The sequence below is a fragment of the Croceitalea marina genome, assembly GCF_042684265.1.
GTDB classification, from domain to species: domain Bacteria; phylum Bacteroidota; class Bacteroidia; order Flavobacteriales; family Flavobacteriaceae; genus Croceitalea; species Croceitalea marina.
In genome coordinates this window covers 1-16,147 of record NZ_JBHULB010000077.1, presented here as the reverse complement: position 1 = coordinate 16,147, position 16,147 = coordinate 1, and the positions used below count along the sequence as shown (strand labels likewise).

Below are 16,147 nucleotides of genomic sequence, written 5' to 3'. Positions count from 1 at the left end.
TTAGTTCCAACGGTTTTTATTAAACTGATTCTTCTTCCAATACCACATCATTATAAAACCGACGAGCGCTCCTCCAATATGGGCAAAATGAGCAATACCTGTACCTGTATTTGTAACTCCAAAAATTAAATCTCCAAATATAATTAAGGGTACAAAGTACTTCGCTTTAATCGGTATCGGCAAAAATATCATCATAAGTTCCGAATTAGGGTACATAAAGGCAAAAGCGACCAATACGCCATAAACCGCCCCTGAGGCCCCTACAGCTGGTGTACTAAAGGCTGCAATCATACTGTCAACAGAACTTTGAGAAGTTATATTATACCAATCTGGACTATATTTTCCTCGAGAAATGATATCCAAGACTTCATTCTTGGAGACCCCTGCCTCTACCAGAGCAGTTAAACCATCATTAAAAAAGTAATAGTTGGATGCCAAGTGAAGTGCCGCTGCACCCAAACCAGCAGAAAAATAAAAGAATAAAAACTTGTTCTTACCCCAAGCTCTTTCTAACGGAGAACCAAAAGCCCAAAGCCCGTACATATTAAATGCAATATGCATTAATCCACCGTGCATAAACATATGGCTAACTACCTGCCAAAGTTGAAAATTTTCGTTTTCCGGAAAATACAGTGAGAACCACAGATACAACTGATCACCATATAATTGCGTAGCAATAAAGAATATTACATTAATTATGATAAGATGTTTAATAGCTTCTGTTAATCTTCCCATTTAATTAAATTTAGTATCAATTTCATCTGAAGAAAGTGTAATGAATGTTTGTTTTTGAAATGGACTTAAGTTCGGTTCTTTACACCCGAACAAATCATTTACCAACGCAATTTGAGAATCTTGTTCTAATGATTGACCTGTCTTAATGGACAAACTTTTACAAAGGGTTCTTGCCATTTGTTCTGCCTGCGAATAGCCCTCTCTTTGGTAACCTTCAGAGAAATCTCGCAACAACTCATGTAAAACTAAATCTATGCCACTCTCGGTCATTAAACTCGGTATTCCTGTGACTTTGATAGTATCTTGACCAATACTCAACATAAATCCTAAACTGGATAAACTGTCCTTTATATTTTCTAATACGGAAATCTCTTTTTTCGTAAAGTTAAGTTCTATCGGAAAAAGTAATTGTTGGCTAACGGCTTCTTTAACAGTAATGTCTTGAAGAAATTTTTCATAGAGCACGCGCTGATGGGCCCTACTCTGATCTATTACCACCATACCTGACTTAATTGTTGTTACAACATACTTTCGTTTTAATTGAAAAGTAACTTGTTGCCCGTGGGCGGTATCATCTTTACTTTCAAAAATCTCAGGAGTGTTTCCATCCGACTCAAATTCAATACTGCTAAAGCTATCGGAATTAATATCACCGTATAAATTTTCCCAACCTTCTACACTTTTTTTGCTATAAGAAGAACCTTGCTTACTTATAGTTTTAACCTCTGCAAAAGGATTAAAACTATTATCTACAACCACTTTTGGCAACACTGCTTCTTTTTGCTGGTAAGCATATGGAGTGTCTAGATTTCGATCACGTTCAAAATCTAAAACCGGGGCCACGCTAAATTGCCCTAAACTATGTTTGACTGTAGAACGTAAAATCGCGTATAAGGTATTCTCGTCATCAAACTTCACTTCGGTTTTTGTTGGATGAATATTGATGTCTATTGATGAAGGGTCTACCTCTAAATTTAAAAAGTAACCCGGATGAACATCCTTTTTAAGCAAACCTTCAAAAGCCGCAACAACGGCATGATGCAAGTAGGGGCTTTTTATAAACCTTCCATTGGCAAAAAAGAATTGTTCTCCCCTACTCTTTTTCGCAAACTCTGGCTTACTTATAAATCCGGAGATCTTAATAATTTCAGTTTCCTCTTCAACCGGCACCAAACGCTCATTAATTCGAGCTCCAAAAACATGAACAATGCGTTGGCGGAAATTTTCTGAAGGAAGATTGAACAATTCAGAACCATTATTATAATACCGAAACGCAACGGATGGATGTACCAAGGCGACTTTATGGAACTCATCTGTAATATGCCTGAGTTCTACTTGGTTCGACTTTAAAAAATTACGTCTTGCAGGAATATTAAAGAATAGGTTCTTAACCGATATCGAACTTCCCTTTGGAGTAACCGCGACTTCTTGTGATACTACATTACTGCCTTCTATCTTAATATGTGTACCCGTTTCTTTGTTTTTCGTTCGAGTCTGCAAGTCTACATGCGCAATCGCCGCTATTGAAGCCAAAGCTTCACCTCTAAATCCTTTTGTTCTTAAATTAAATAAGTCTTCGGCCGAAGAAATTTTTGAAGTGGCATGCCGTTCAAATGAGAGTCGGGCATCCGTTTCGCTCATTCCGATTCCATTATCGACAACTTGAATAAGCGCTTTACCACCATCTTTTACAATAAGCTTTATCTCGCTTGCCCCAGCATCAATAGCATTCTCCAATAACTCCTTTACAACCGATGCTGGCCGCTGCACCACTTCACCTGCAGCAATTTGGTTCGCCACATGATCCGGTAAAAGTTTAATGATGTCCGCCATTAGGGCATATAAAATATGGATAAATCGAAATCGATGATAAAAAGAAAGATTAAAATCAGCACCCCTAAGATGACCAGAAAACGAGTTTTTACGTTCCTGTCACCTTCCGTTTTTAAGTCTTGAAAGGCAGATGAAAATTTATTTTTTAATCCTCTTGTAGTACTTGCCGTACTTCGAAATTTATCAAGTTTGTGTTCAATTTTATACGGATTACCCTCACCCTTGTAATAGCGTGGGGTATAGTTAAAACTTTTATTTCCTCTAAGTCGTAGAAACTTGCGCATAAACTCCTTTTCCGTATATACTCAAAGGTACTTAAAATAGAAAAAACGTATGACCGCCCGTTCACAAAAAATGTTAACAGAAAGTACTTTTATAAGATTCTGAAATTATTTGCCTAAAGTGGCCATTTGTATGGCGGCAATGGCAGCTTCTATGCCCTTATTACCATGTTTACCTCCACTGCGATCAATCGACTGTTGTAGTGTATCGTCAGTAAGCACACAAAATATCACCGGTACATCGAACTTTACGTTCAAATCTTTAATTCCCTGAGCGGTCGCTCCGCAAACATAATCGAAGTGACTAGTTTCACCTCTTATCACACTTCCTATTGCGATTACGGCATCTACATTTTGGGTCTGAATGATTTTTTTACTTCCGAACACCAATTCGAAACTTCCAGGAACATTCCAACGGACAATATTTTTTTCAGTAGCTCCACAATCAATTAGGGCAGCAAACGCCCCTTTGAAAAGCTGTTCAGTGATATTATCGTTCCATGCAGAAACAACAATCCCAAACCGAAGATTTTTCGCATTTGGGATTTCGTCCTTATTGTAAACCGATAAGTTTTTTATCTCGGTAGCCATATGCTACTTCTTTGCGAAGCCTATTAAAGCATCTATATTATTAGCTTCAGGAGCTTTTGAAAATTCGTCTTTGATACGTGTAAAGTACTGCAAAGCTTTATCGGTATAGCCCAAATCTGTTGCTATAACACCAGCTTTGTAAAGAAAACGTGGTGTAGTATAATCATTACTATCATGCGCTACCGCTTTTTCATAGTAATCCAAAGCTTCTTCAGGTTGTTCAAGCTGCGCAAAAGCATCCCCTATTCCTCCTTTTGCCAATGCTCCAAGAATTGCATCATCAGAAGAAAAGTTTTCGAGATAAGAAATCGCTTCTTGGTAGTTCTGCTGATTTAGATATGCCATTCCCGCCGAGTACGTCGCCAAGTTTGCTGCTTTAGTACCTTTATACTCATCGATAATATCTAGAAAACCATATTTACCCTCTGCCCCGTTAAGAGCTAAGTTAAGCAGTGAATCCTTTGCGTTTTCATCTACCATTGCCCGGTCAAAATATTGTTGCGGATAGTAAAGCTCGTTTGCCGCATTTGCTTCTTTTGGTGTCTGCACAAATTGTGTATAGGCCAAATACCCCAAAACACCAAGAGCCACAGCACCTATAACACCCAAGATATAGTTCTGATTTTTAGAAACCCATGCTTCAGTTTTAGATGCACTTTCATCAAGTGTACTAAAAACCTCTGCAGTAGTACTGTTCTGTTCATCGATTACTATTTCTTCCGCTTTATTCTTTGGCTTAAAGCCGCGCTTTTTATATGTCGCCATTCTTCATTTTATTAATCGCGCAAAAATAAAGGTTTTATCCAAAACCGAAAGGCAAATTATTCGTTATTTTTGCTAGCTGCTATCATTTAAAATCGTAAGATTTTCGAACCACCTATGTTTTTAAAACGCTTATCCTTAGTAAACTATAAAAATTTTGATTCAAAAAACTTAGATTTTGACCCTACCATCAACTGTTTAGTGGGTAAAAATGGAATCGGCAAAACCAATATTCTAGATGCTATCTACCACCTTTGTTTCGGTAAAAGCTACTTCAACCCCGTTGCAACACAAAATATTAAGCACGGTACCGAATTTTTTATGATCGACGGAGAATTCGAAAAAAATGACCGTGAAGAAAAGATTGTTTGCAGCTTTAAAAAGGGAATGAAGAAGGTCATTAAACGTAATGGCAAGGCTTATGATAAGTTTTCAGAGCATATTGGTTTTCTTCCCTTGGTTATTATATCTCCGGCCGATAGAGACCTTATTGTTGAAGGAAGCGATACGCGAAGAAAGTTTATAGATGGCGTAATATCACAATCGGACAAGGCCTATCTTCAAACCCTAATAAAATATACTAAAATACTAACCCAGCGTAATTCGCTACTAAAATACTTTTCCGTCAATAGAACTTTTGATAAAGATGCCTTATCTGTCTACGATGAGCAGTTACATACCTTCGGAACTGAAATATTTAAAAAACGTTCACAATTTTTAGAAAGTTTTATTCCAATCTTCCAAGAACAGTATGCGAATATTTCTAAAAAAGAAGAAGGTGTATTATTGGCCTATCAAAGCAAACTTTTAGAAAATAGTTTAAGTGACTTGCTAACCAATTCCTTAGAAAAAGACCGTGCGTTGCAATATACTAGTGTCGGTATTCATAAAGATGACCTCGATTTTACCATCGATGGCTATCCCATTAAAAAATTCGGTAGTCAAGGGCAGCAAAAATCTTTTTTAATTGCTTTAAAGCTGGCGCAATTTCATTTCATAAAAGAGCAGGCCAAAACCACACCGATTTTATTGCTTGATGATATTTTTGATAAATTAGATGAAACCCGGGTCGCTCAAATAGTGGCTTTGGTAAATAATGATGAATTCGGACAACTGTTCATTAGCGACACCCACGCAGATAGAACTGAAAAAGTGGTGAAAACCATCAACCAGAGTTACAAAATATTTAACTTGTAATATGAGATATTTTGCTTTTTTGATTTTTATAACCCTAATTACCGGATGCACCCCGCCGATAGCGAAAGAAAAGCTGAATAGCCTAAATGGTTATTGGGAAATTACAGAGGTTGAATTTGCAGATGGTCAAAAGAAAACTTACAAGGTCAACCCTAGCGTAGACTATATCGAACTGAAGGAAATGAAGGGATTCAAAAAAAAGGTGCATCCTAAATTTGATGGCACTTATGACACGTCTAATGATGCAGAACTTTTCACCTTGGTCGAAAAGGATGGTGTTTTCACTTTTTATTACAAAAACGACCTAAGTGAATGGCATGAAAGATTAATCGTATTAGAAGAAAATCAATTTTCTATCACTAACGAAAATGATATCACCTATACGTACAAAAGGTACGAACCTATAAAAATAGAATAATGGCCAAACGATACAATTCACATATGAATTTGGGTGAAGCCTTAAATGAGTTCATTCAACAAAACAAACTTCAAAAAGGAATAGATAAGGTAGATGCCCGTGAAGCTTGGGCGAAATTAATGGGCAATGGCGTCAATAATTACACTACACAGGTAGAGTTACGAAACGAAACACTATTTGTATCGCTTTCTTCGTCTGTGCTTCGGCAAGAGCTCAGCATGGGAACTTCTAAAATTATCACCCTTTTAAACGAAGAACTAGGAAAAGACTTGATTAAAAAATTGGTCTTACGCTAATAAAAAAACCATTCCGTTTTAGAATGGCTTTTTATATCTATCAAGAGAACTGTATTAGTATACTTCTCTTCCCGCAAAGTGAAAAGAACCTTCTATAGCGGCATTTTCATCACTATCTGAACCATGCACCGCATTTTCACCGATACTGGTAGCAAACAATTTACGGATAGTACCTTCTGCAGCTTCGGCAGGGTTGGTAGCACCGATTAATGCACGAAAATCTTCGACCGCGTTATCTTTTTCCAATATAGCGGCAACTATTGGGCCTCTTGTCATAAACTCTACAAGCTCTCCAAAAAATGGACGCTCACTATGCACGGCGTAAAAGGCTTTTGCATCTCTTAAACTAAGTTGGGTATATTTCATAGCCACAATTTTAAAACCTGCAGCTGTAATTTTTTCTAATATCGCACCAATATGTCCGTTTTCAACGGCATCTGGTTTAATCATGGTAAACGTTCTGTTTCCTGTCATTTTCTAAAATTTTGCGCAAAATTACGCTTTTTCGTTTGCCATGCAAGATTAATGAGCTTTGTTTTAGCTCATAAAAGATATGTTCATTGACATTTAAATGAATTATTTAATGGTCTATTTTATTCCTCCAGCTAAAACCAATTGCAAGAAAACAACATAGTGCAGTTGCATTTTCTGGGCTATCTAATGGTGACAAAATAGCTTATCAAAAGTAAACACTCTGTTATATTATTGTATCTTTGCCCGCATGAATTCGACAGATATCGCTACTGTTAAGTCCCTTCTTGCGAAGCCCCAAAAAATTGTAATAATACCACATAAAAATCCTGATGGAGATGCCATTGGTTCCTGTTTGGCCTTAGCCCATTTTTTAAAGGCAACCGGTCAAAATCCGATGGTAATAGCGCCGAACGATTACCCAAAATTTTTAAAATGGTTGCCCAGCGATAATCTTATTTACAATTTTGAACATCAAAATTCACAATCAAAAAAGCTTATTGAAGAAGCGACCTTAATTTTTACCCTAGATTTTAATCATTTCTCTAGAACCGGGCAATTAGAACCGCTTTTAGCAGCTTCAAAAGCGGACTTTATAATGATTGACCACCACCAACAACCAGATACTTACGCCAGAGTTACCTATTCTGACGTAAACATGAGTTCTACCTGTGAAATGGTCTATAATTTTATTGAGGCACTTGACGGTACCGATAAAATTTCAAAAGATATTGCCACTTGTTTGTACACCGGTATTATGACCGATACGGGCTCGTTCAAATACTATTCCACCACCAGCAAAACACATCGTGTAGTTGCCAATTTAATTGATAAGGGTGCTGAGAACATGACAATTCATCAGCAAGTTTTTGATACTAATTCACCGGCAAGATTGCATTTGCTAGGAGTTGCTTTAAACAACTTAAAGATTCTTGAAGAATACAACACCGCATACATTACACTAAGCCAAGAAGAGCTGGACAAGCACAATTACAGTAAGGGCGACACAGAAGGTTTCGTTAATTACGGACTTACTTTAGAGGGCATTAATTTTGCCGTTATTTTTATTGAAAATAAAGAAGAAGGTATCATAAAAATATCATTTAGATCTATTGGGGAGTTTTCTGTAAACGAATTTGCTCGAAACCATTTTAACGGAGGAGGGCATACTAATGCTTCGGGAGGAAGAAGTGAGGTTTCTATTGCTGAGACCACAAAATATTTCGAATCGCTTTTAGAGAACTACAAATTACAACTTCAATAATGAAATATTTAAGTTTCATATTAGTTTTACTAATATTATTGGGCTGTGAAGGTCCTAAACCAAGAAAACCTGTTCAAGTAAAATCGACAAGCTTTTACAAGGAGTCTATTGAACGGAGTAAAAAATTATTGGCCAAAGAAGAAGAGTTGATTAAAAATATCATCAAAAAAGATTCGACTAGAACATACATCACAAGTTCGTATGGATTTTCGTATTTCTATGAAGTTGAGGGTCAAAACAACGATTACACTCCTAAGACTGATGATGAAGTCGTTTTTGCTTACACAGTGATGAATTTAGCGAATGATACCATTTATAAAGCAGAAGACATTGGAGTGGTGCAGCACGCTATCGATAAATCACAATTATTTCCCGGTTTAAGAAACGGCTTAAAATTGATGAAAGAATTAGATAAAATCACTTTTTTGTTTCCATCTTCACAAGGCTATGGCTACAAAGGTGATGGCAATAAAATTGGACCCAACACTCCCATAAAAACAAGTGTACAGCTAATTAGAATTAAAAAAAATAAAGACAGTCTAAATTTAAATTAAGAATAATGAAAAAAATAGTTCTCGGTGTATTTCTGGTAGCACTAGCATTTAACGCCTGTAAATCTAGCAAGTATGCAGATTTAACGGATGGTATTTATGCGGATATACAAACAACACAAGGTGACATTGTGGTCAAACTATACCATAATGCAACGCCAGTTACAGTAGCTAATTTTGTATCGCTAGCAGAAGGCAATAGTCCTTTCGTGACAGACAGCTTAAAAGGTAAAAAATATTATGACGGTCTAATTTTTCATAGGGTCATGAAAGACTTTATGATTCAAGGCGGAGACCCCCTTGGAACAGGTAGGGGAAATCCAGGGTATAAATTTAAAGATGAGTTTGTAGACTCACTTAAACATTCGCAAAAAGGTTTGCTTTCTATGGCCAATGGCGGACCTAAAACAAACGGAAGCCAATTTTTTATCACACACAAACCTACACCTTGGTTAGATGGTAAGCACACTGTTTTTGGTGAAGTTGTAAAAGGTATTGAAGTAGTCGATTCTATTGCTAATGTAAAAGTGTTAGCGGCGAACAAACCAGAAGTTGACGTCGTTATGAATAAGGTTGAAATTATCAGAAACGGTAAAGAAGCCAAAAAATTCGACGCCGTTCAGGTAATGACAGATTATTTCAAAGAAGATGAGGCCGCAGTGGCCGCTTTTGAGAAAATGAAATCCGATTTGGCCGCTGAATTCAAAGCTGAAGAAGCCAAAGCTGAATTAACAGATTCTGGGCTTATGATTTTACCAAAAGAGATAGGTGATGGTCAAAAACCTAAAATCGGCCAAAAAGTACTAGTTTCTTATGCTGGGTATTTAATGAAAGATGGTACGTTGTTCGATACCAGTGATATGGAATTGGCAGAAAAGTTTGGAATACTTAATCCAGGGCGAAGAGACCAAGGCATGTACGGGCCTACACCAATGGACTATAGCCCTGAAGCCCGTTTAGCCGCAGGTTTTAGAGAAGGATTGTTAACAATGAAGGTTGGTGATAAAATACGCCTGTTTATACCCCCACATTTAGGTTATGGTGATAGAGATTACGGACCAATCCCCGGTGGCTCTACTCTGGTATTCGATTTAGAGATAACGGGCATAGCAGAATAAAGCTTGTGAAACTAAATGCCAAAACTGGATTAGCGCTTTCCATCATTCCTCAAATAATTTTTGTGAAGTGGTTTGGGGCTTATCCAGAATTGGTCGAAAAATATTATAGCGAAGGAATCTATCCGATTATCTCAAAATTTCTGAGACTACTTTTCGGTTGGGTTCCTTTTTCTATGGGCGATATTTTTTATACCCTGATAGGTGTAGCGATTATTAGATATATTTATTTAAAAGCGAAATCGTTCCGAAAGAAGCCAAAAAGATTATTGCTCCATCTTGGCTACACACTATCCATTGCCTATTTCATATTTCATTTGTTTTGGGGCATGAATTATTATAGACTACCGGTTAATGAAAAATTAGGATTTGAAGTTGAATATACTAAAGAAGAGTTGGTTAATTTTAGTTTGGGCATGATTAGTTTTACAAACCATTTACAGATGCAGATTTCTAAAGATAGCCTGCAGCCTGTCAACATCCCTTATTCAAATAAAGAAATCTATCATAAAACCTTAGAAAGTTATGAAGCTGCTACTAAAAAAGCATTTCCGAATTTTGAATACGAGACTCCTAGCTTAAAATCCTCTCTCTATTCAACTCCATTAACCTATATGGGCTATGGTGGCTATTTAAATCCTTTTACCAATGAAGCACAAGTAAATGCACTCATACCTAAGCTCAGATTACCTTCTGTAAGTGGTCATGAAGTCGGTCACCAATTGGGTTATTCTTCAGAGAGCTCAACAAATTTCATAGGGCTTGTAGTGACTTATAGCAATCCCGACCGGTATTTCAAATATGCAGCGCTTACACACATACTTGCCTACTGTCTTTCAGATTTAAAAGAAAAAGATGAAGCAGCATTTGAAATGGTGATGACCAAACTTAATGAAGGTGTCAAGAAAAACTATCGAGAACTGACTGCCTTTTGGGAACAATATCAAAACCCAACGGAGCCAATTTTTAAATCTATTTTCAATACTTTTTTAAAAGCCAACAATCAAGAAGAAGGAATTCAAAGCTACAACGCCGTGGTAGGCTTATTGATCAATACCGATAAAAATTATTGGTATACCCTTTATCGGAATGAATCCTATTTGCAGAAGTGAGCACGTTCTGCTACCTTAGGGGGAACTAATTCAATCTAATACAATATGAAAATGCGACTTCTGACGCTTGCCCTACTTTGGTGTGGCGCGACCCTGTTTGCACAAGACTACTTCCCCGAAAATGATGGTGTAAAATCAAAGAACGACAATTACTATGCGTTCACTAATGCTAAAATTTATGTAACGCCAACACAGGTTATCCAAAATGGGACTTTACTTATCCAAAACGGAAAAGTAGTTCAAGCAGGCAGTTCGGTATCAATACCCAAAAATGCCGTAGTAGAAAATTTAGATGGTAAATCCATCTATCCCTCTTTCATCGATGTCTATTCCAAATTTGGCGTTGAACAACCTAAACGAAAACCTGGAGGAGGACGTTCTCCCCAATATGAAGCTGAACGGGATGGTTTTTATTGGAATGACCATATAATGCCAGAAAATGCGGCAATAGCTAGTTTTAAATATGATGATAAATCGGCCAAAGAACTACGTAAAGCAGGCTTTGGAGTTGTAAATTCTCATATTCATGATGGTATCGCTCGTGGAACCGGAGTTTTAATAGCTCTAAATGGTGAAGGCACGGACGCGAACCGTATTTTAGATGATAAGTCAGGCCAGTTTTTTTCACTTACCAAAAGTGTTACCAAAAGACAGTCTTACCCAACTTCGCTAATGGGTGCTCTGGCCTTGATGAGGCAATTTTATAAAGATGCCGATTGGTATGCACAAGGCAATTCAGATACCAAAGACCGCTCCATTGAGGCTTTGTTAGAAAATAAGGGATTAGTACAATTTTTTGAGGCAAAAGACAAAGGACATGTGCTAAGGGCCGATAAAATTGGTGACGCAAACGGTATACAATATGTAATTTTAGGAGGAGGGAATGAATATGAGCGTATCGCTGAAATAAAAGCTACCAATGCCAAACTGGTAATTCCCGTTAATTTCCCGAAAGCATACGATGTTTCCAACCCTTATCAAGCGGGCTATGTTTCACTTGCAGATATGCGTAAATGGAATCAAGCCCCAAGCAATCCAAAAGTATTGGCGGAGAATGGTGTAACTTTTTCCCTGACCCCTTACAGTTTAAAATCGCCTGGCGCCTTTAAAGAAATGGTATTGAAAGCCATACAATATGGCCTACCAAAAAGTAAAGCTTTAGAAGCCTTAACCACTGTACCGGCCCAGATACTTGGCAAAGGCAATAGCTTAGGAAGCTTAAAACCTGGGGCGTACGCTAACTTTTTAATTACTTCAGGAGATATTTTTGAAAAATCTACCACCCTTTATGAAAATTGGGTGCAGGGCAACAAAAATGTTATTGAGGATAAAGACATAAAGGATATTAGAGGGATTTATGATTTAGCCGTACAGGGAAAAACATATACTCTTGATATATCTGGTAAAAATGACGAACCAAAAGTTGAGGTAAAACAAGATACCCTTAAATTAACTTCAAAAATAGCGTATAATTCCAATTGGTTAGATTTAAGCATTACCACAAAAGAAAAGGCTGAAATTTATCGTATGACCGCCCCTGTTACGGCAGCCTCCGACAACCTGAGTGGAAGGCTGATATTGCCAGATGGCACAGAAAGTTCATTTACGGCAATTAAAAAATCGGATTTTGAAGAAAAGAAAGACCAAAATAAGGATGCCTTACAAGCACCAAAAATAATGCCTGTTACCTACCCTAATTTAGGTTATGGATACGCTCAAAAACCAAAACCTGAAAATATATTATTTAAAAATACTACAGTCTGGACGAGCGAAGATGACGGTATTCTTGAAAATACCGACGTGCTCATTAAAAATGGTAAGATTGCTAAAATTGGGAAGGATCTAAGTTCAGGAAGTGCCAAAGTAGTCGATGCGACAGGCAAACACTTGACTGCAGGAATCATAGACGAACATAGCCATATTGCGGCCCTAGCCGTTAATGAAGCTGGACACAATAGTACCGCAGAAGTAAAAATGGAAGATGTAGTCGATGCTGAAGATATAAAAATCTATCGCTCTTTAGCTGGCGGGGTTACTTCTTTACAACTACTTCATGGTTCGGCAAATCCTATCGGAGGAAGGTCCGCGATTATAAAATTAAAATGGGGAGAGGAAGCGGACGGACTCATTTACGATAATTCTCCGAAGTTCATCAAGTTCGCCCTTGGTGAAAACGTCAAGCAATCCAACTGGCAAAGTTTTTCACGATTCCCGCAAACCAGAATGGGTGTGGAACAGGTTTTTATGAACTACTTTCAAAGAGCCAAAGAATATGATGCTAAGAAAAAGGCAGGTCAACCCTACCGTTACGATGAAGAAATGGAAGTACTGGCGGAAATTTTAAACGGTGAGCGTTTCATCAGCTGTCACTCTTATGTGCAAAGTGAAATCAATATGATGATGAAAGTTGCCGAAAAGTTTGGGTTTCGATTAAATACCTTCACTCATATCTTGGAAGGTTACAAAGTAGCGGATAAAATGGCGGCCCATGGTGCCGGCGCGGGAACATTTAGTGATTGGTGGGCCTACAAATACGAAGTAAACGATGCCATACCCTACAATGCGGCAATTATGCAAAAACAAGGGGTTACCGTTGCCATAAACAGCGATGACAGGGAAATGATTCGAAGATTGAACCAAGAAGCGGCAAAAACAGTAAAATATGGTGGTATGACGGAACAAGAAGCTTGGAAAATGGTAACCATAAACCCTGCTAAACTTTTACATTTAGATGATAGGGTCGGTAGCATCAAAGAAGGAAAAGATGCAGATGTTGTGCTTTGGTCAGGTCACCCCATGTCCATTTATAGCAAAGCCGAAAAAACCTTGATTGAAGGTGCTACTTATTTTGATTTGGAACAGGACAGACAGAAACGGTTGGCCATTAAAAAAGAACGGACCGAGTTGATAGACATGATGCTCAAAGAAAAATCTGGGGGTGGCAAAATGAAAGGTCCTAAGCAGAGTGTAAAAAAGAATTTCACTTGTGAAACTTTGTAAGTATGAAAAATCTAAAAGAAAACAAGGTATTTAAAACGAATACAATGAAAACGAAATTATTTTCAATTATAGCATTTGCTTTTTTTATTGGGCTTCAAGCACAACAAACACCAGCTCCTGCTCAGACTGAAGCCATTACTATAGAAGGGGCGACCGCGCATTTGGGTAATGGGGAACTTATAGAAAATTCTTTGGTAATTTTCGAAAATGGCAAACTTACTTTTGTAGGTAGTGCCACGAACAAAATTGCCAGAAAAGGAAAAGTTGTAAATGCAGGGGGCAAACATATCTATCCAGGTTTTATAGCTCCTGCCAAAACTTTGGGGCTTATTGAAATCAATGCGGTACGTGCCAGTAACGATCAAGATGAAATTGGGGATATTATACCACATGTGCGCAGCATCATTGCCTATAACGCAGAGTCCAAAGTGGTGGAAAGTATGCGGCCCAACGGAGTTTTATTGGGTCAAATAGCACCTACTGGAGGACGCATTTCAGGTACCTCATCCATCGTTCAGTTTGATGCATGGAACTGGGAAGACGCAGCCATAAAAACAGATGATGGGGTGCATTTAAACTGGCCGAGAAGCTTTAGGCAAGGAAGATGGTGGATGGGAGAAGACCGGGGATATAGACCTAATAAAGAGTATCAAAAACAGCTAGATGATGTGGTAAGTTTTATGAAAAATGCCATGGCCTATGGCAAGAGTACTACAAAGGAGGTGAATCCGGCATTCGCGGCAATGCAGGGAATTTTCAATGGAACCCAGAAGTTATATATCTATGCTGATGGCGAAAAAGAAATTATTGATGCCGTTAATACTACAAAAGCAAATGGGGCTAAGGAAGTTGTACTTGTAGGTGGATACCATGCCTATAAGATTACTGATTTTCTAAAGAAAAATAACATTCCTGTGCTTGTGCAGTTTACCCATAACAATCCGGTATTTGATGACGAGGATTATGATTTACCATTTAAACTGCCTAAACTTTTGGTAGATGGTGGTCTATTGGTGGGCATACAGAACACAAACGCCTCCAATTTTCAGACAAGGAACCTGCCTTTTTACGCTGGGCAAGTAGGTCAGCAAGGGCTAGATAAAGAAAAAGCCTTGCAATTGATTACAGGTAATACGGCAGAAATATTAGGGATAGCAGATGACTACGGCACCCTAGAAGTAGGCAAAAGTGCTACTTTATTTATTTCGGAAGGCGATGCTTTAGATATGAGAGGCAATCAGTTGACCCATGCTTTTATAGATGGCAGAAACATTTCATTAGAAACCCACCAAACCAAACTCTGGAAGCGCTATCTAGGGAAGTATGAGGGGGAATAAAACTTTGTTTTTATGTAAGTTAAATAACCTATATGGCTGTATATAAGCATATTTTACATTCATATAAACAAGTTGTGCATAATTTAACCAAACAAAAACGTGAAAAAAATATTCATCTTGACTCTACTCTCATTTTTCGGTTGTAAAAACGAACCAATCTGTACTGTAAATGAAAATAACGCTGGAAAAGAAATTTATGATTTGGACGAAGCGACTTGTTTCATTGCATTGAAGCTTAATAAGGAAAAATCGCACTTGAATTTGATTCGTAGTGCTCTGGTTGCGGAAGAAAACTATATGAATAAAATCGGACTGATTTCCGAAAACCCAAATACAGAAAGCGAAACGGAATCGAATGTAGAAATGGACATTAATGAAATGGTAAAATATGCTCTAAATGAGGAGAAAATTGACTTAACAAAAGAAGAGTTAATGGAAATCTATAATACTGAAATTGAATATTTAATGTTCATCGGAGTAGTAAAAGAATAAAAAAAGAAAATGCCTTTTCCTTTAGATAAAAAATATATAACAGAAACTGAATCGGAATTGAACGTGAAATTTCCGTCTGAATTTAAAAATCGAATGATAAAATCAAATGGCGGAGAATTATTGATTTCGGACGAGTTTGAATTCGAACTGTATCCATTTTTCGATAAGAGTGACCGAAAAAGAATAAGTCGGACTTGTAATCACATCGGGCTTGAAACAAAAAACGCTCGTGAATGGAATGGGTTTCCTAACAATGGTATCGCAATTGGAGCGGACGGATACGGAAATCAACTAATCTTGACTCATAACGGAAATGGAAATTTAACTGATGAATTATACTTCTGGAATCACGAGACAAGACAGGTGGAAAAAATAGCTGAATCCATTAATAAACTTTACGTTGAAAAAGACTCATTCTGGAGTAAAATAAAATTAAAATTTAACTAAAAAACTATGCACAACATTGGCTATAAACAATTGCTATTACAGGCTTGTCCTGAAAATTTCTGCGGAATTTTCAGCTTGTCGTGTACTTGCAAAAGTCCGTGCTAACCCACGCAACTGTTCATAGGTACTGTGTCAAAAAACAAGTTTTTTCTTTAAAATATTAGGAAACAAGTTGAGTAATCAATTTGTTATCCCGCGCAGCAAGGGCTTCATGCTTTTGCTGCTTTTTTATTTCAAACTCGGCA

The 16,147-nt window shown here is 37.5% G+C and carries 17 protein-coding genes; 11 read left to right on the top strand and 6 right to left on the bottom strand.

Annotation, left to right across the window (positions count from 1 at the left end):
- From ACFSQJ_RS15285 to ACFSQJ_RS15265, 5 genes are all read right to left on the bottom strand, one after another.
- A complete protein-coding gene (locus ACFSQJ_RS15285) occupies positions 1-735 on the bottom strand; it encodes a rhomboid family intramembrane serine protease (protein WP_377767831.1) in 735 nt (244 codons plus the stop codon).
- A complete protein-coding gene (gene mutL / locus ACFSQJ_RS15280) occupies positions 736-2,568 on the bottom strand; it encodes a DNA mismatch repair endonuclease MutL (RefSeq protein ID WP_377767830.1) in 1,833 nt (610 codons plus the stop codon).
- Positions 2,568-2,852, bottom strand: coding sequence for a riboflavin synthase subunit beta (locus tag ACFSQJ_RS15275; protein ID WP_377767829.1), 285 nt, complete (start codon positions 2,850-2,852; stop codon positions 2,568-2,570). Before ACFSQJ_RS15275 ends, mutL begins: the two co-directional genes overlap by 1 nt.
- A 105-nt stretch (positions 2,853-2,957) precedes the next feature.
- On the bottom strand, positions 2,958-3,440 hold the full coding sequence (gene ribH / locus ACFSQJ_RS15270; RefSeq protein WP_377767828.1) for a 6,7-dimethyl-8-ribityllumazine synthase: 483 nt from the start codon (positions 3,438-3,440) through the stop codon (positions 2,958-2,960).
- A 3-nt stretch (positions 3,441-3,443) separates the two neighbouring features.
- Positions 3,444-4,205, bottom strand: a complete 762-nt coding sequence (locus ACFSQJ_RS15265) for a tetratricopeptide repeat protein (RefSeq protein WP_377767827.1) — start codon at positions 4,203-4,205, stop codon at positions 3,444-3,446.
- 114 nt (positions 4,206-4,319) lie between these two features.
- On the opposite strand from ACFSQJ_RS15265, the gene recF reads away from it, so the two are divergent.
- Genes recF through ACFSQJ_RS15250 form a run of 3 tightly spaced genes read left to right on the top strand, consistent with a single transcriptional unit; the run spans position 4,320 to position 6,113 of the window.
- Positions 4,320-5,399 carry a DNA replication/repair protein RecF gene (gene recF / locus ACFSQJ_RS15260; RefSeq protein ID WP_377767826.1) on the top strand — a complete coding sequence of 360 codons (1,080 nt, stop codon included), beginning with the start codon at positions 4,320-4,322 and terminating at the stop codon, positions 5,397-5,399.
- A gap of 1 nt (position 5,400) precedes the next feature.
- Positions 5,401-5,817, top strand: a complete 417-nt coding sequence (locus ACFSQJ_RS15255) for a hypothetical protein (RefSeq protein WP_377767825.1) — start codon at positions 5,401-5,403, stop codon at positions 5,815-5,817.
- On the top strand, positions 5,817-6,113 hold the full coding sequence (locus ACFSQJ_RS15250; protein WP_377767824.1) for a DUF721 domain-containing protein: 297 nt from the start codon (positions 5,817-5,819) through the stop codon (positions 6,111-6,113). The genes ACFSQJ_RS15255 and ACFSQJ_RS15250 overlap by 1 nt, the downstream gene beginning before the upstream one ends.
- Positions 6,114-6,167: 54 nt before the next feature.
- Here ACFSQJ_RS15250 and ACFSQJ_RS15245 read toward each other — a convergent pair whose 3' ends face one another.
- A complete protein-coding gene (locus tag ACFSQJ_RS15245) occupies positions 6,168-6,587 on the bottom strand; it encodes a nucleoside-diphosphate kinase (RefSeq protein WP_377767823.1) in 420 nt (139 codons plus the stop codon).
- A 247-nt stretch (positions 6,588-6,834) separates the two neighbouring features.
- Here ACFSQJ_RS15245 and ACFSQJ_RS15240 point away from each other — a divergent pair, with 247 nt between their 5' ends.
- From ACFSQJ_RS15240 to ACFSQJ_RS15205, 8 genes are all read left to right on the top strand, one after another.
- Positions 6,835-7,848: a DHH family phosphoesterase gene (locus tag ACFSQJ_RS15240; protein WP_377767822.1), complete on the top strand. Its 1,014-nt coding sequence runs from the start codon at positions 6,835-6,837 to the stop codon at positions 7,846-7,848.
- Positions 7,848-8,402 carry a gliding motility-associated peptidyl-prolyl isomerase GldI gene (gene gldI, locus ACFSQJ_RS15235; RefSeq protein ID WP_377767821.1) on the top strand — a complete coding sequence of 185 codons (555 nt, stop codon included), beginning with the start codon at positions 7,848-7,850 and terminating at the stop codon, positions 8,400-8,402. Before ACFSQJ_RS15240 ends, gldI begins: the two co-directional genes overlap by 1 nt.
- Positions 8,403-8,407: 5 nt before the next feature.
- Entirely contained in the window at positions 8,408-9,517 is a 1,110-nt protein-coding gene (locus ACFSQJ_RS15230; protein ID WP_377767820.1) for a peptidylprolyl isomerase, read from the top strand.
- Between the two features lie 5 nt (positions 9,518-9,522).
- On the top strand, positions 9,523-10,626 hold the full coding sequence (locus ACFSQJ_RS15225) for a DUF3810 domain-containing protein (RefSeq protein WP_377767819.1): 1,104 nt from the start codon (positions 9,523-9,525) through the stop codon (positions 10,624-10,626).
- Positions 10,627-10,671: 45 nt separating this feature from the next.
- On the top strand, positions 10,672-13,626 hold the full coding sequence (locus ACFSQJ_RS15220) for an amidohydrolase family protein (protein WP_377767818.1): 2,955 nt from the start codon (positions 10,672-10,674) through the stop codon (positions 13,624-13,626).
- 44 nt (positions 13,627-13,670) lie between these two features.
- On the top strand, positions 13,671-14,963 hold the full coding sequence (locus ACFSQJ_RS15215) for an amidohydrolase family protein (RefSeq protein ID WP_377767817.1): 1,293 nt from the start codon (positions 13,671-13,673) through the stop codon (positions 14,961-14,963).
- Positions 14,964-15,062: 99 nt separating this feature from the next.
- Complete coding sequence (locus ACFSQJ_RS15210) at positions 15,063-15,455, top strand: hypothetical protein (protein WP_377767816.1); 393 nt, start codon at positions 15,063-15,065, stop codon at positions 15,453-15,455.
- Positions 15,456-15,464: 9 nt separating this feature from the next.
- Positions 15,465-15,902: an SMI1/KNR4 family protein gene (locus tag ACFSQJ_RS15205; protein ID WP_377767815.1), complete on the top strand. Its 438-nt coding sequence runs from the start codon at positions 15,465-15,467 to the stop codon at positions 15,900-15,902.
- The last annotated feature ends 245 nt before the right edge of the window (positions 15,903-16,147 follow it).

Bases quoted from the DNA above. Each gene is read 5' to 3' on its own strand.
- ACFSQJ_RS15285 (WP_377767831.1), bottom strand. From the start codon at position 735: ATGGGAAGATTAACAGAAGCTATTAAACATCTTATCATAATTAATGTA.
- mutL (WP_377767830.1), bottom strand. From the start codon at position 2,568: ATGGCGGACATCATTAAACTTTTACCGGATCATGTGGCGAACCAAATT.
- ACFSQJ_RS15275 (WP_377767829.1), bottom strand. From the start codon at position 2,852: ATGCGCAAGTTTCTACGACTTAGAGGAAATAAAAGTTTTAACTATACC.
- ribH (WP_377767828.1), bottom strand. From the start codon at position 3,440: ATGGCTACCGAGATAAAAAACTTATCGGTTTACAATAAGGACGAAATC.
- ACFSQJ_RS15265 (WP_377767827.1), bottom strand. From the start codon at position 4,205: ATGGCGACATATAAAAAGCGCGGCTTTAAGCCAAAGAATAAAGCGGAA.
- recF (WP_377767826.1), top strand. From the start codon at position 4,320: ATGTTTTTAAAACGCTTATCCTTAGTAAACTATAAAAATTTTGATTCA.
- ACFSQJ_RS15255 (WP_377767825.1), top strand. From the start codon at position 5,401: ATGAGATATTTTGCTTTTTTGATTTTTATAACCCTAATTACCGGATGC.
- ACFSQJ_RS15250 (WP_377767824.1), top strand. From the start codon at position 5,817: ATGGCCAAACGATACAATTCACATATGAATTTGGGTGAAGCCTTAAAT.
- ACFSQJ_RS15245 (WP_377767823.1), bottom strand. From the start codon at position 6,587: ATGACAGGAAACAGAACGTTTACCATGATTAAACCAGATGCCGTTGAA.
- ACFSQJ_RS15240 (WP_377767822.1), top strand. From the start codon at position 6,835: ATGAATTCGACAGATATCGCTACTGTTAAGTCCCTTCTTGCGAAGCCC.
- gldI (WP_377767821.1), top strand. From the start codon at position 7,848: ATGAAATATTTAAGTTTCATATTAGTTTTACTAATATTATTGGGCTGT.
- ACFSQJ_RS15230 (WP_377767820.1), top strand. From the start codon at position 8,408: ATGAAAAAAATAGTTCTCGGTGTATTTCTGGTAGCACTAGCATTTAAC.
- ACFSQJ_RS15220 (WP_377767818.1), top strand. From the start codon at position 10,672: ATGAAAATGCGACTTCTGACGCTTGCCCTACTTTGGTGTGGCGCGACC.
- ACFSQJ_RS15215 (WP_377767817.1), top strand. From the start codon at position 13,671: ATGAAAACGAAATTATTTTCAATTATAGCATTTGCTTTTTTTATTGGG.
- ACFSQJ_RS15205 (WP_377767815.1), top strand. From the start codon at position 15,465: ATGCCTTTTCCTTTAGATAAAAAATATATAACAGAAACTGAATCGGAA.